A 15,272-nucleotide genomic window follows, 5' to 3' on the forward strand; every position below is an offset into this window, starting at 1 on the left:
GATACTCTTGCTAATCACTAAACATTAATCACTAAACATTAATCACTAATCACTAAACATTAATCACTAAACACTAATCACTACTCCGCTTCACTAAATCATCACTTAAGAGTAAAGAATCCGCGTTCGTCCGCATCGTCCGCGTAGCCATTTGAACCTGATAAGTAAGTAATTGCCGGATGAAGGATAAAGAAAGAGGGAAGCTTTTTAACGGCTTCCCTCTTCAATGTTTTGCTGCAAGTAACGGATTACTTACGCAGACCAAGCTCCTTAATGATAGCGCGGTATCTTGCGATGTCGCGGTCTTTCAGGTAATTCAGCAACGCACGGCGTTTGCCTACCAACATAGTCAGAGCTCTTTCAGTACTATAATCTTTTCTGTTGAGCTTAAGGTGCTCAGTCAGGTGAGCAATACGGTAGGAAAACAAAGCTATCTGAGACTCAGCTGATCCAGTATCAGAGTTAGACTTTCCGTATTTGCCGAAGATTTCTTGCTTTTTAGCAGCGTCTAAATACATAACTTTAAATTAAAATAAAATATAATTGTTCTTACAGGGGTGCAAAGATAAAGATAATCTTTTATACTGCAATACTATTCAGGGAAATTTTCTTGTGAGGCTCCTGCTATCTAACTCAAAATTCGTACCTTTGCGCCCAAATAATAGGTATTGTATGCAAAATATTAGAAACATTGCAATCATTGCCCATGTCGACCATGGGAAAACGACGCTCGTCGATAAGATGCTTCTGGCAGGAAATCTCTTCCGCAGTAATCAGAGCACAGGTGAATTAATGCTGGATAACAACGACCTGGAACGTGAGCGAGGAATAACGATTCTATCTAAAAACGTTTCCATCAATTACAAAGGAACCAAAATCAACATCATTGATACTCCGGGGCATAGCGACTTTGGAGGTGAAGTGGAACGTGTGCTGAACATGGCGGACGGGTGCATCCTCCTGGTAGATGCTTTCGAAGGTCCCATGCCGCAGACGCGTTTCGTTTTACAGAAAGCTCTGCAGATTGGTCTGAAACCCATTGTTGTTGTGAATAAGGTAGACAAGCCCAACTGTCGTCCGGAAGAAGTGTATGAAATGGTGTTCGACTTGATGTTCAGTCTGGAAGCTACGGAAGACCAGCTGGACTTCCCCGTTATCTACGGTTCGGCAAAGAACAACTGGATGAGTACGGACTGGAAAACACCCACCGACAATATCTTCGCATTGCTGGACTGCATCGTGGAGAACATCCCGGCGCCCCAACAATTGGAAGGCACTCCGCAAATGTTGGTCACCTCTTTGGATTATTCCTCTTATACCGGACGTATTGCCGTAGGCCGTGTGCACCGTGGTACGCTGAAAGAAGGTATGAATGTGTCTCTGGCAAAGCGAGACGGTGGCATCGTAAAGTCGAAGATTAAAGAGCTGCACACTTTCGAAGGTCTGGGACGTACGAAGACAACTGAAGTCTCCTCAGGTGATATCTGTGCGCTGGTTGGTATCGAAGGATTTGAAATCGGAGATACGGTTTGCGATTTTGAGAATCCGGAGGCATTGCCGCCCATTGCTATTGATGAGCCTACGATGAGCATGTTGTTCGCAATCAACGATTCTCCTTTCTTCGGTCGCGATGGCAAGTTCGTGACTTCACGCCATATCCACGACCGTCTGATGAAGGAATTGGATAAGAATCTTGCTCTGCGTGTGAGTAAGAGTGAGGAAGACGGGAAATGGACTGTTTCCGGTCGTGGCGTACTCCATCTTTCCGTATTGATTGAAACGATGCGCCGCGAGGGTTATGAACTTCAGGTAGGTCAGCCACAGGTTATCTTTAAAGAGATTGCCGGTGTGAAGCATGAGCCTATTGAGGAACTGACCGTGAATGTTCCCGAAGAGTATGCCAGCAAGATTATAGATATGGTAACCCGCCGTAAAGGTGAAATGGTGAAGATGGAAACTGCCGGTGAGCGTGTGAATCTGGAATTCAATATGCCTTCGCGCGGTATCATCGGTTTGCGTACCAATGTACTGACCGCTTCTGCCGGCGAGGCCATCATGGCGCACCGCTTTAAGGAATATCAACCTTATAAAGGTGAGATAGAACGTCGCACTAACGGTTCCATGATAGCCATGGAAACAGGAACTGCCTTTGCCTACGCCATTGATAAGTTACAGGATCGTGGCAAATTCTTCATCTTCCCGCAAGACGAAGTGTATGCCGGGCAGGTGGTAGGCGAGCACTCCCATGATAATGACCTGGTGATTAACGTAACGAAATCCAAGAAGCTGACCAATATGCGTGCTTCGGGTTCGGATGACAAAGTACGTCTCATCCCGCCCGTACAGTTCTCTTTGGAGGAAGCGTTGGAGTACATCAAAGAGGATGAGTATGTGGAGGTTACGCCCAAAGCGATGCGCATGCGTAAGGTTATTCTGGATGAGATAGAGCGGAAGCGGGCGAATAAGAGCTGAATGTTAGCTGTATAGCTTTGTGTCAAGAGTGGCACAATGTCATAATTCTTTAGACGCAGATAACGCGGATGAAGCGGATTTAAAAGGCTTAGTTGTTAAACCAAAAATCCGCGTCATCCGCGTTATCTGCGTCTAAACAATGTCTTATCTCAGGTCTCAATCAATAAACCTCACCTTCTCCGCATTCCTTGGTTTAGCAGCCGGTGCCTCATCCGGATACCCGAATGCGATGCAATACAGCAAGTCATAACCTTCCGGAATATCCAGCTTCTTCATATATTCGGCAGCTTCAGGAGTTGAAGTCATAAAGCGGGAAGGACCGCCCAGGCAGCAAGAGCCGATACCCATAGACCAAGCCGAAAGAATCATATTCTCACCCAGCAAACCGCAGTCTATCTGTGATAAATCATAAGATTTATCATTGGCAATGAACACTACCGTAGGAGCGTAAAACAAGTTCTTGAAGTTAGGATTCTCCGCAGCTTTAGGATTCTTCTGCTTATAGATTTCCGTAATGCCGTTAATGAATTCCGGATTATCCACTACCCGTATTGCCCATGATTGTTTATTCTGTCCGTTGGGAGCGTTGATACCGCAGTTCAGAATAATCTGCATCGTGTCTCTATTCACTGCCTGCGGTTTGTACTTGCGGATACTGCGGCGTGACATGATGTTTTCGATCACTGCATTTTCTTTACTGTCATTTGCACACGTGGTTTCACTCTCTTTCTGTACTTGCGTGCCGCAACTACAGAACAACAGCAGGCTGACACCTGCCAACATTAATCTAATACTTTTCATATTACTTCGTTTGATTATTGGTATTTGCAAATCTAACAAAAAAAGATTAATACTGAGAAGGTTACTTAAGAAAAGAGATGTTTTTTTAGATTAAACGAAGATATGTAAGCGCCAAATCTTGCAACGGTTTGAACTATCTATACTAAAAGAGGGATGCATCAAAAGTGACGCACCCCTCTTTCTTAATATCTAAACTGTTTTTATTCAGATCAGAGCTTCGGGCCAGCAGCAACCAGTGCTTTACCGGCTTCGTTACCTGTGAACTTAGCAAAGTTCTTGATGAAACGACCGGCCAGATCTTTTGCTTTTTCTTCCCATTGGCAAGAACATTCGTAAGTATCACGAGGATCAAGAATCTTCGGATCTACGTTGGGCAATTCGGTAGGAACTACAAAGTCGAAGTACGGAATAACCTTAGTAGGAGCCTTGTCGATAGCACCGTCAAGGATAGCGTCGATGATGCCGCGAGTATCTTTGATGGAGATACGCTTGCCGCTACCGTTCCAACCGGTGTTTACCAAGTATGCCTTAGCACCTGATTTTTCCATCTTCTTCACCAATTCTTCTGCATACTTAGTGGGGTGCAAGCTCAGGAAAGCAGCGCCGAAGCAAGCAGAGAATGTAGGAGTCGGTTCAGTGATACCACGTTCCGTACCGGCCAACTTAGCAGTGAAACCGGACAGGAAGTAATATTTAGTTTGTTCAGCATTCAGGATAGATACCGGAGGCAATACACCGAATGCATCGGCAGACAAGAAGATAACTTGTTTTGCAGCCGGACCTTTAGATACCGGTTTAACGATGTTCTCAATGTGATTGATAGGATAAGAAACACGAGTGTTTTCTGTTACGCTCTTATCGGCGAAGTTGATTTTACCGTCAGCATCAACAGTTACGTTCTCCAACAGAGCGTCACGTTTGATGGCGTTGTAGATATCCGGTTCGCTTTCTTTATCGAGGTTGATAACCTTGGCATAGCAACCGCCTTCGAAGTTGAACACACCTTCGTCATCCCATCCGTGTTCGTCGTCACCAATCAACAGACGTTTCGGGTCAGTAGACAGTGTAGTCTTACCTGTACCGGACAGACCGAAGAAGATAGCGGTGTTTTCGTGGTTCATATCTGTGTTTGCAGAACAGTGCATAGAAGCCATGCCGTTCAGCGGAAGCAGATAGTTCATGTAAGAGAACATACCTTTCTTCATTTCGCCACCGTACCAAGTGTTCAGGATAACCTGAATCTTTTCAGTCAGGTTGAATACAACGGCAGTTTCTGAGTTCAGACCCAGTTCCTTGTAGTTCTCAACCTTAGCCTTGGAAGCGTTCATGATAACGAAATCGGGTTCACCGAAGTTAGCCAGTTCTTCAGCTGTCGGACGGATGAACATATTTGTTACGAAGTGAGCCTGCCATGCCACTTCCATGATGAAGCGCAGTTTCAGGCGAGAGTTTGGGTTGGTTCCGCAGAATGCGTCAACTACGAACAGTTTCTTGTTGGAAAGTTCTTTAGTTGCTAATTCCTTGCAAACTTGCCAGCATTTTGCGTCAACAGGCTTGTTGTCGTTTTTGTATTCTTCAGATGTCCACCATACAGTATTCTTGCTGGTTTCGTCCATAACGAAGAATTTATCTTTGGGAGAACGGCCGGTATAAACACCGGTCATAACGTTTACAGCACCCAGTTCTGTTACCTGACCTTTTTCAAAACCTTCCAAACCCGGTTTGGTTTCTTCTGCGAAAAGTACGTCGAATGAAGGGTTGTGAAGAATTTCAGTCACCCCTGTAATACCGTACTTGCTTAAATCTAAATTTGCCATTTTGCTTTAATGAATTAAAATTTAATATTGGTTTATTTATTATTTCTTAGCTTACTTTCTTGGTTTGTTTTCTCTTTGTTACCTGATATTTTTCAAGGGAAACCGGAGCGGTTAGAGTCACTTTTCAAACAATCCCTTGTTTTCCGCGTACAAAAGTAATATTTTCTTTGGAAACGCGTATCTGATTAAAGAAACTTTTCTTTAATCAGATGTCTTTTATAACTCCATAACAATAACTGTAAACTGAATGTTGCAAATTGAATAAGAAATCGTTTACTTTGCGCATATAAATTCAGTCAATAGTATGAAGATTATCAATTTTGCCGAGACAAACTCCATCCTGAACAAGTATGTTGCCGAGATAAGGGATGTGCAAATACAGGGCGATCGTCTTCGCTTCCGGCGTAACATTGAACGTATCGGAGAAATTATGGCGTATGAAATGAGCAAGGCATTTGCCTATTCCTCCAAAGACATTCAAACGCCGCTGGGCATAGCGCCTGTGCAGACGCCGGACAACGAGCTGGTGATAAGCACTATCCTGCGTGCGGGTCTTCCTTTCCATCAGGGGTTTCTTAGTTACTTCGACTATGCGGAGAATGCTTTCGTTTCCGCTTACCGTAAATATAAGGATACGCTGAAGTTTGATATCCATATCGAATACATCGCCTCGCCGCGCATTGACGGAAAGACGCTGATTATCACAGACCCCATGCTGGCAACGGGCAGTAGCATGGAACTGAGTTACCAGGCTATGCTGACGAAAGGGCATCCGGCAGAGATACACGTTGCGTCCATTATCGCCAGCCGCCGGGCGGTAGAGTATATTGCCGACAAACTTCCCTCAGACAAAACAACAATCTGGTGTGCTGCCATCGACCCGGAGATTAACGAGCACTCGTACATCGTTCCTGGATTGGGAGACGCCGGCGACCTGGCTTTTGGTGAAAAGGAATGAGACTACTACCGTATGAATAATGCAGGCTAATGCCAAGCAAAATCGAAACGGTTTCTTGTGTGGTAGTTGAAATTTATGACTATGAATCTTCACCTCGCCCAATCCCCGCCGGGAACATGCTCTGAGAGGGGGTAGGAACAGTCGTATACTGACCCTATCTCAGTCGTATACTTAGGGTATCTCAGTCGTATACTTAGGACACCTCAGTCGTATACTTAGGGTACCTTACTCCGGGAGTGAAATAGAGAAGAGTGTCCAAGGGGGTGTATTTGTATCCTTTTACAAATAAATAGTCAGGCACGGACTACGCGGATTACACGGCTTTTTCTCTTAAGCGGCATTATTCAGGCTGTAGGAGTTAAAGGAGTTATCTCCTAACAAAGTGATAACTCCTTTTATAGCATATATTCTTATTCCACAGGCGGTACATCCGAGATACTGCCGTAGCGGTGATACTCGAATGATATGCTTTGTTCCTTAATATAATGTATAAGCTCCACCCGTCCGTTCTTCACCGGTCTTGCCGTAGCGATATACTTATCCGTGCGGGCGGCTTCCACGTACATCTCCATCGGAATGTCGGCGCTACAAGTGCGGATGCGTTCGTAATCCTCCATCGTTTTGAGGAACTCGTCCAATGATTCCTTCCTCAGCTTGCAACCGGTAGAGGCCAATGCTGCCGTGCGGTCATCATCCGGATTGAAACTGATAGTCAGCGGCGTATGGCAAAGAGTGGCGGCAAGCGCTATCATTTCCGCTTCTTCATTGCTATCGCCCGGGAAAAGGCGGAGCGCCATATTCTTCAACGGCAGATAGCGGAATGCGTTCTGTTCTCCGTGCAGATTGTTGACATCGCGGGCATGGGCAAATTCTTCCTGATGGGCATGGGCATAGCTTAGCTTGTAGATTGTGGTGCTCTCCGGTTTATCGAAGATGTTCACGAAGCAGGCGCAGTAGTTGGGGCCTCCCGCCTTTACACCGCCACCGAAGGCAGACAGCTTCATCCCACCGAAAGGCTGGCGGTTGACGATGGCTCCCGTAATACCGCGGTTGATATAGAGGTTACCCGCCATGACAGTGTCTTTCCAGAGCTTCTGCTCGTTCTCGTCCAGACTTTGCAGGCCGGACGTCAGACCGTAATCCAGACCATTCACTAACGCTATGCCTTCCTGCAGATTTTCAATACAGGCTACGCTCAGCAGCGGGCCAAACAGCTCGGTGCCGAACGAGTAACTGCCCGGCTTCACTCCCCACTTCACGGTAGGCGCCAGCATATACTGTTTCTTGTCAATGAACCGAGGCGGAACTAACCAGGATTCTTCCGGCTCCAATGTCATGGCTTGCAACAGCTTGTCATTCCGGTTGGTAATCATCGGCCCCACTACGTTTCCGGCTTCCCATACGCTACCCACTTTCATGCTGGTGGCGGCGTCTTTCAGTTTGTCCCGGAAGCTCTTGTCCTCGTACACAGAACGTTCTACGAGTAGCAGTGAACAGGCGGAGCACTTCTGTCCGGCATTGCCGAAGGCAGAAGTAACGATGTTCATGATGGCGTGGTCGCGGTCGCCCGAAGCGGTAAGTATAATGGTGTTCTTGCCGCCGGTTTCGGCAGAAAGCGGAGTAGCCGGATTGCTGTGCGCAATGTTCCGGGCGGTATCTGTGCCACCGGTCAGGATAATATGTTTGATGGCGGGAGCGGTAGTCAGCTCTTTCAGGGCGGGGCGGTCGGTTATGATGACCTGCAACGCTTCTTTCGGCACGCCTGCCTCCCAGAAAGCCTTGGCAAACATCCAGGCTACGGGCGCCGCCACGGTTGCCGGTTTCAGGATAACGGTATTTCCGCCTGCCAGTGCGGCTACGATGCCGCCGACGGGAATGGCGCACGGGAAGTTCCACGGTGAGATAACAAGGATAGTTCCTTTCGGAGCAATATCCACATCGGGCAGTGCGGCGAACTTCCTCATCGTGGTGGTATAGAAGCGGGCGTAGTCGATGCCTTCGGACACTTCCACATCACCTTCCACTACTGTTTTGCCCGTTACGGCACACATGCAGCCTATCAGGTCGCCCCGCATATCGGCAAGGCGGTTGGCGGCTTCGAACATAATCCTGTGCCGCTCTTCCAGTGTGGTGTTGCGCCAGCCTGCCGGGTCTTGTTCTGCTATGTCGATGATTTGGCGTACCTGCTCCGCGTTGGCCTGCGACATTTCGCATACGCATACCTCGTCGTCCTGGCAGCGGTCCATGTACTTGTGCCGCTGTTCGCAAAGCACCGTTTCGGCTCCTATCTGCAGCGGGATGATTTCTGGTGTGTCAACCGGCGACTTCTTCCATTTGGCAAATATCTGCCGCACCCATTCCTGATTCTGCGGAAGGTCGAAGTCCGTATCCGGTTCATTGGCCATTGCATCGGCGGCGGACAGGGGAGTATAAGGCATCAGCCTGTTCTGCGTGCGGGTAGGTGTGTGCGAAACGCTGTCTTTCCTGCGGTAGGCTTCTTCGAACTGCTTCTGCAGGAAGTCCCATGTCTCGGTTCCGGGCTTCAGGTTGAAGGAGTGTGTCAGGAAGTTGTCGGGAGCCGTGTTTTCGTCCATACGGCGCACCAGGTAAGAAACAGCATTCAGGAAATGCTCATCTTTCACCACCGGGGCATACAGAATGACGTGATTCCCCAACTGGGCTTGCGCACGCCATACGTGGTCTGCCATGCCTTCCAGCATCTCGAATGTCATGTGCTCTGAGCTACCGCACTTCTGGCTCAGCAGGTAGGCATACGCAATGGTGAACAGGTTGTGCGAAGCTACGCCGATGTGAAGCGCCCGGGCGTTTTCGGGCAACAGGGCGCGTTCCAGTATATGCAGATAGTTGGCATCCACGTCCGTCTTGGTGGGAAGTATGGGGTTGGGCCAGCCGCGCAGGGAAGAGATTACGGTTTCCATTTCCAGGTTGCACCCCTTTACGAGGCGCATCTTGAGCGGTGCGCCTCCATCTGCTATGCGTGCTTTGGCAAATTCCAGCAGTTCCGTCTGGAAGTCGTAAGCATCGGGAAGATAGGCCTGCACTACGATTCCTGCCGTGTAGTCCTTGAATTCGGGTTTGCTCAGCACCGCCTTGAACAGCCGCAGTGTGAAGTGCGCATCCTTATATTCCTCCATATCCAGGTTGACAAACTTCACATGCTTCGTTCCTTTTTCATCTATATAGGGAAAATCTATCGCTTTCCGGTACAGGGCAGACATGCGCTTCACCAGTTCGGGGAAACTTTCTTCATAATTCAGGGCGTGCGTCTGGGCGTAGATGCCGGATATCTTTACGGAAATGTAGTTGATGTCCGGAGCTTCCAGCGCTTCCAGGTAGTGATGATAGCGATGGTCGGCTTCTCCGTTTCCCAGCACTACTTCTCCCAGGAGGTTTACGTTTTGTCCGATGTGCTGCTGTGCGCGGTCGGCAAGATGCCGGGTGAGCTTGGGGCGCGCCTCGTTAAGAATAACTTTGGATGTATCCATGCGCAGGCGTTTCTTTATGATGGGTATGGCTATAAAGTCGAAATGATGTCCGAAGGCTTGATACATTTTAAAAAGAAAAGCATCCCGTTTGTTCAGGAATTGAGGTACTCCGTAGCGGTCTATCAGGGTTTTTATGCGGACGGCAAGTTTCTTACGGTCGCGTATCTGTGACGATTCGTCGAGCATCTTCACCAGGAACTTCTTGTCCTGCGGGCGTTGCACCATGACGGCGTATTTATGCTGTTCCCGGCGTTCTTCGTCTGTTATGGTTTGCTCACACGTGTTATATAGCTTCAGTACCCATTCTTGTACTTCGGCTATGGAAGGGTTATTATTCATAATATATTCATGTTTTGGTAAATGAAAGAAAAATGAAATCACTTGTGAACCTGTTTGTTCTATAGTATGAATAACGCGAATCAGTAGTTAAAAGGGGTATCGCTTCGCCCGGTAATTAGAGGAATTAAAGCGATGATCTTACTACTGATATGCAGAGTTAAAGCATAAACGGAGTATCGGTTTTAGCTATTAAGCCTGTTGGGGGCTGATAACTCCCAGGCAAAGCAATAACTCCTTAACTTCTGACTTGCATTAATATAAGGATACTCAAAACAATTTCTGAACAGGTTCTGAAATTATGAATGGAAGGTGGGGCTGAACATTACGGCACGATACCGGTGCAAGGTCTGGAGAGCTTGCTGCGAAAACCGGTCGAAGAGGAGTTCTCTGTCCATAGTACGTGTTCTGTTTAAAGGTTGATATATGTCCGATGCAAATATACACTAATTCTTTTATACTCAAAGGAAAAGGAAGAGAAAATTAGAGTAACCGCATCAAAAATAAATATAGGAAATGTATAGGAATAAGATAAAAAGCTTCGCTAAACCATCATATAAGAAAAAAGAATCCGCGTTCGTCCGCTTAATCCGTGTCGTCCGCGTATCCATTCTCTTCGCTAACCTGAATAATGCAAGCTAAACTATCATTTTGTAAACCAAGTGACATTTTGTATTTTTGACCGGCTGAGAATGCGATATTTCCGCCCGGATGTCCGCGTGGCTGGAAATACGCGAGCGAAAATCAGTAAGTGACAGGCTGACAGCGCAATATCGAAATACGTACATTTATTCTGGAACAAAATATCTCCTGAAAGTGGGTTAAGAAAGGAAAAAACGGACAGGATGAGTCAACTACTTGTAAGTAACGAGTCAACTACCTATAGGTAGTGAGCCATCTACTTATAGGTAATTAGTGTTTTACTTATGGGTAGTTGATGTTCTACTTATAAGTAGTTAGCATTTCATCCCTTAGTAACCGGCTGTTTTGCATAAATAGTTTGTAAATATACAACATGATGCATAAATACCGCATCATTATTCTTTATTTATTCATCAAGTACACTAAAAGATGAATTAACGAATCAAAGCATGTTACGAAAAGCAGGATAATGCTATCATAATGAATACAAACAATGACCATTCATTGTCATTTAGATATTCCCGCTCATAGGAAATATCAACGATCCAGCCACGGCTCAGGATTCAGCTTTTCTTTCTCTCTTCGCAACTGAAAATGCAACACCGTGCGCCCGTTATCGGAAGCATCCGAGAATATCTGACCGAGGTTCTGCCTGGTTGTGACATTGTCCCCACTCTTGACCGAAGCGGAAGACAAGTTGCAATAAACGGATATATAATCCCCGTGGCGGATAAGAATATTGAAAAGACCGTTCAGTTGGAAGACAGCGGCAACTTTCCCGTTAAATATAGCGCACGCCTGCGCACCGGGTTTCCCTTGAATATCAATGCCTTTGTTATCTAACTTGACATTGCGCAACCCCTCCACATTATACTGACCGTAATGACTGGTAATAATGAAAGATCCGGTAATAGGCATCGGCAACTTCCCTCGGTTGGCGGCAAAGTTACCCGACAATTCACGGTCTGCCTTATCCATGGTAAACGTTTCGAGAGGTTCCGCCTTTTTGCCTGCTCCGGAAGAAGCCGTGGCCGGTTCCGATTCCTTTTCACCCGCTTTCTTGCGGGCAGCGGCCTCTTTGCGAGCCTCTGCCGCCGCACGTTTACGGGCTTTTTCTATTTCTTCAGCTATCAACCTGTCTATACGGGCATTCAGCTGATTGGCTTCTTTCCGCTTTTGGGCTAACTCGTTCTGCAGACCACGCTGCTTTTTCTGTAGACTGGTAATCAGTGTACGTTTTTCTTTCTCCTGTACTTCCAGCTTCTGTTTTTCGGTCTCACGCTCTTTCAGCAGGTCGGTTTTGGCAGTCTTTACCTGCTGGAGTTCAGTTTTCTTTTTGTTTACCTGCTCCTGTTTCTTCAGAATTTCCTGTCCCTGCAACCGCTGGTAATCGGCATATTCGCGTACGTAACGCATGCGGCGATAAGTATGCTCCAATGTTTTGGCGGAAAGAATGAACAGAAGTCTATCCTGAATAGAACGGTTCTTATACAGATACTGAACAGAGGTTTCGTACTTCTTTTTCTTATCTTTCAAGTCACTCTGAAGACGCACCAACTCGCGTTCCTGCGTAGACAATTCACGGTCAATCGTTTCTATATCCTTATTTATGGTTAGGATATAACGTTTGCGTTCTTCTATTTGCCCGGTCAGTGAGGCAAGGCCATTCAGTTGGCTGCCAACATCTTTCTTTGTAGTGTTCAATAAGGTTTCCGATTCTGCTATCTGCTTTTGCAAAGCGCCCCGCTTAGTCTCCAACTCCTTAATCAGTTTGTCGGATTGGGCGCAAAGCGGCATAACAGCCAGACAGAAACAACCTATCAAAGTACAAAGAAAGTATCTCATAATTTAGCCAACATCTCTAAGAGTTCAGTCCATTCAACCCTCGTATATCTGGAAGACACTTGAGTAGGGGTCAGTGAAATTTCCTTGTTCGAGAAATCAGAAAGTGTAATCTTCCCTTTCTCCAAAGATGGAATACCCAGTTCCTTTCCTGTCAGAGTAGCCTTTCCACCCTGCTTGGAAGCATTAAAAAGCATCTTCTCCAAATGGGCGAAATCCGCTTTTTTAGGCAAAACACCCTTTAGCTCCTGACGGGTGGCCTGCACATAACGCCTTCCCATACGGTCTATCACCAACACATAACCGGGGGTGACTTCAAGACGCGCCACTTCACTGTGGATTATGGGCATCACGAAAGAGAGTTGCATACACTGCCCGCTGACTAACTTCATAGTGCCGCTCACCGTTAATGCATCACCCTTATGAGGAATAGTCAACTGTACTTTGGACGACAAGAAACGTGGTTCATCCAAAGAGGCAACCGCCTTCCGGGGAGTCTTGCAACCGGAAAGTCCAATTACCATACTTAAAAAAAGTATCAGATGCAGGGCGCCAATATTCCCCGCTTTTCTATATTTGTTTTGCGACTTAATCATTCCGGTATGTATTTCTTTTTCTCTATTTTCTTTTCCAACATCTTTGATTTACTTCCCATCTCCAGTGCTTGCTTCCAATACTTCAAAGCACCTTCTACATCCCCCGTCATATAATAGATATCACCGCAATGCTCTACTATGACATCACTCTTTTCAGCATCATTCACCATGGCATCATCTATATAAAGGCGGGCTTCGGCATAATTACCTTTTTCGAATAATATCCAGGCGTACGTATCCAGATAGGTGGAGTTCTTCGGTTCAGCCTTCACGGTCTTATAACTCATTTCCTCCGCCTTGTCCAGGTCGCGACGCTCCAGGGAAAGATAGTAGGCATAGTTGTTCAGGGCGCTTATGTTCGCCGGATTATAGACCAATGCCGAGTCATAAGCAGCAAACGCTTCCGCATTCTGTTTTTTCGTATGATAGATGTCACCCATAATGGCATAGAAATGCGAAATAATATCCTTCTTACTATTGTCCGTAACGTTCGCCACTGCCTTTTGGCAAACGGCAAGAGCATCATCCGCCCGTTCAGCCTGATTATAACCCAAAGCCAGGTAGAAGTAAAACTCAGGCATATCAGGATTGGACTCGATACCTGCTTCACACAAACGGATTACTTCTTCACTATCTTCTTTACCAACAGCTTCTCCGAGAAGTGTCATACGGGCAGCCGTATTGGTAGGGTCAATATTCAACACCTGCTCAAGTACAGGCAATGATTTCTCATTCATCTTTTTGGCAAGGAGATATTGCGCATACAACATGGGCAACTGGGCGTCGTCATGATCCTGCTCCATGATGCGGTCGAAAAGGTTGATGACACGAATACTGTCGCCGCCTGCCTGTTCATTCTCTATAATAAACTGGCGCATTACATTCAACTTCGTATCGGAAGGCACTTTACTGTTTAGCAAAAGCGTATCCAGTTGTTGCTGATAAAGTTCTTTCTGTCCCGTCTGATCGTAGTAAGATGCCAGCGAATACATAGCCATCGCGTTATCCGGTTCTGCTGTCAGCACTTTCTTATACAAATTATACGCTTCTTCCTTTTTGCCGTTCTGCATATAAACATCGCCCAACACTATCTGGTAACGCACATCCATCGGATACTCTTCCACCAGGCTCTCTATCTCACGGAAAGCTTGCCGGTTATCTTTCATCTGCAGATAGATGCGGAATTTCTCCATACTGAGCTGTTCGCTTTTACCCGTCTTTTCTTCCAAACGGTTCAACGTAGCTATCACCTTTTCATACTTCTCCTGACGATTATAGATGTCCAGCAAGTTGTATAGGGACTCCAACTTCAAAGGGAAGCGTATCGACATATCTTCCAGCAATGCGCCCGCTTTGTCCATCTCGCCTTGTTGCTGATAAAAGCTCGCCAATCCCTGGCTATACCAATAATTATCCGGTTCATTCTTCACGGCCTTCTCCAGGGCGGCGCGTCCTTGAGGTATTTGCTTGAGGAACATGTAATATTGGGATATTTCAAACAAAGCCGATGAAGCGTCCGGATTAATCGCCAGGCAATGCTCCAGCAAATTAAAGGCGGCAGCATAATCTTTCTGTATCTTCAGCCGGGAAGACTCCAGAAAGAAATAATCATACTTACGTTGCTGTTCGGGCGTAAGAACCACCTGTGAGGCAGTTTCTTTCTGCTGCTTTTTTGCTCCCTGACGGGAAGTTCCGCACGACACAACCACTGCGCACAGCAACAATAGTGGCAGTATTCTAAATCTATTTTTCATCTTTCTTCCTATTTTGAATATGGAGACATTACACTCCCGTATGTCCGAAGCCTCCGGCACCGCGCACTGTTTCATCCAACACCTCTACCTGTTGCCATACCGCTTGCTCATGACGGGCTATCACCATCTGGGCGACACGTTCCCCATCTTCTACTACAAATATATCCGACGAAAGGTTCACGAGAATGATACAAACTTCACCACGGTAATCCGCATCGATTGTTCCCGGAGAATTCAGCACCGTAATGCCTTTCTTGATAGCAAGACCACTGCGGGGACGCACTTGTGCTTCGAAGCCTGCAGGCAGAGCTATATAAAGCCCTGTGGGAATCAGGCAACGTTGCATCGGGGCTAACGAAATAGGTTCCGAAAGATTAGCGCGTATATCCATTCCTGCGGAAAGTTCTGTTGCATAAGTCGGAAGCGGATGCTTCGATTTATTAATGATTTGTACGTTCAACATTTTACTTACAATTTAGTGGTTTACAATGCAGAGCTTCGCAGTGATTAGTGTTTAGTGATTAGTGATTAACAAGAGTATCTCTATT

Annotated in this window: 10 protein-coding genes; 2 read left to right on the forward strand and 8 right to left on the reverse strand. The window is 46.5% G+C overall.

Annotated features, from left to right (window positions below; translation table 11 throughout):
- Positions 1-248: 248 nt before the first annotated feature.
- Entirely contained in the window at positions 249-518 is a 270-nt protein-coding gene (rpsO, locus tag B2Z67_RS13070; RefSeq protein ID WP_291530280.1) for a 30S ribosomal protein S15, read from the reverse strand.
- Positions 519-672: 154 nt separating this feature from the next.
- Between rpsO and typA the strand changes: the two genes are divergently transcribed.
- Positions 673-2,472 (forward strand): translational GTPase TypA, encoded by a 1,800-nt coding sequence (gene typA / locus B2Z67_RS13075; RefSeq protein ID WP_291530281.1) that lies wholly within the window; start codon positions 673-675, stop codon positions 2,470-2,472.
- A 156-nt stretch (positions 2,473-2,628) separates the two neighbouring features.
- Here the strand turns inward: typA and B2Z67_RS13080 are convergent, their stop codons facing one another.
- The gene (locus B2Z67_RS13080; RefSeq protein ID WP_291530282.1) at positions 2,629-3,273 is read right to left on the reverse strand and encodes a nitroreductase family protein; all 645 of its coding nucleotides are present in this window, start codon (positions 3,271-3,273) and stop codon (positions 2,629-2,631) included.
- A 209-nt stretch (positions 3,274-3,482) separates the two neighbouring features.
- Positions 3,483-5,090 (reverse strand): phosphoenolpyruvate carboxykinase (ATP), encoded by a 1,608-nt coding sequence (gene pckA / locus B2Z67_RS13085; RefSeq protein ID WP_291530283.1) that lies wholly within the window; start codon positions 5,088-5,090, stop codon positions 3,483-3,485.
- Between the two features lie 304 nt (positions 5,091-5,394).
- On the opposite strand from pckA, the gene upp reads away from it, so the two are divergent.
- Positions 5,395-6,048: a uracil phosphoribosyltransferase gene (gene upp / locus B2Z67_RS13090; protein ID WP_291530284.1), complete on the forward strand. Its 654-nt coding sequence runs from the start codon at positions 5,395-5,397 to the stop codon at positions 6,046-6,048.
- A 410-nt stretch (positions 6,049-6,458) separates the two neighbouring features.
- Here the strand turns inward: upp and B2Z67_RS13095 are convergent, their stop codons facing one another.
- The 5 genes from B2Z67_RS13095 to dut all read right to left on the reverse strand — a co-directional run bounded on the left by B2Z67_RS13095 (position 6,459) and on the right by dut (position 15,184).
- On the reverse strand, positions 6,459-9,893 hold the full coding sequence (locus tag B2Z67_RS13095) for a bifunctional proline dehydrogenase/L-glutamate gamma-semialdehyde dehydrogenase (RefSeq protein WP_291530285.1): 3,435 nt from the start codon (positions 9,891-9,893) through the stop codon (positions 6,459-6,461).
- 1,176 nt (positions 9,894-11,069) lie between these two features.
- Positions 11,070-12,377, reverse strand: a complete 1,308-nt coding sequence (locus tag B2Z67_RS13100) for a murein hydrolase activator EnvC family protein (protein WP_291530286.1) — start codon at positions 12,375-12,377, stop codon at positions 11,070-11,072.
- A complete protein-coding gene (locus B2Z67_RS13105) occupies positions 12,374-12,970 on the reverse strand; it encodes a DUF4292 domain-containing protein (protein WP_291530287.1) in 597 nt (198 codons plus the stop codon). The genes B2Z67_RS13100 and B2Z67_RS13105 overlap by 4 nt, the downstream gene beginning before the upstream one ends.
- Positions 12,967-14,724 (reverse strand): tetratricopeptide repeat protein, encoded by a 1,758-nt coding sequence (locus B2Z67_RS13110; RefSeq protein WP_291530288.1) that lies wholly within the window; start codon positions 14,722-14,724, stop codon positions 12,967-12,969. The genes B2Z67_RS13105 and B2Z67_RS13110 overlap by 4 nt, the downstream gene beginning before the upstream one ends.
- 28 nt (positions 14,725-14,752) lie before the next feature.
- Entirely contained in the window at positions 14,753-15,184 is a 432-nt protein-coding gene (gene dut / locus B2Z67_RS13115) for a dUTP diphosphatase (RefSeq protein ID WP_291530289.1), read from the reverse strand.
- Positions 15,185-15,272: the final 88 nt, after the last annotated feature.

This window comes from Bacteroides sp. UBA939 (genome assembly GCF_002293435.1).
In the GTDB taxonomy this organism is placed as follows: domain Bacteria; phylum Bacteroidota; class Bacteroidia; order Bacteroidales; family Bacteroidaceae; genus Bacteroides.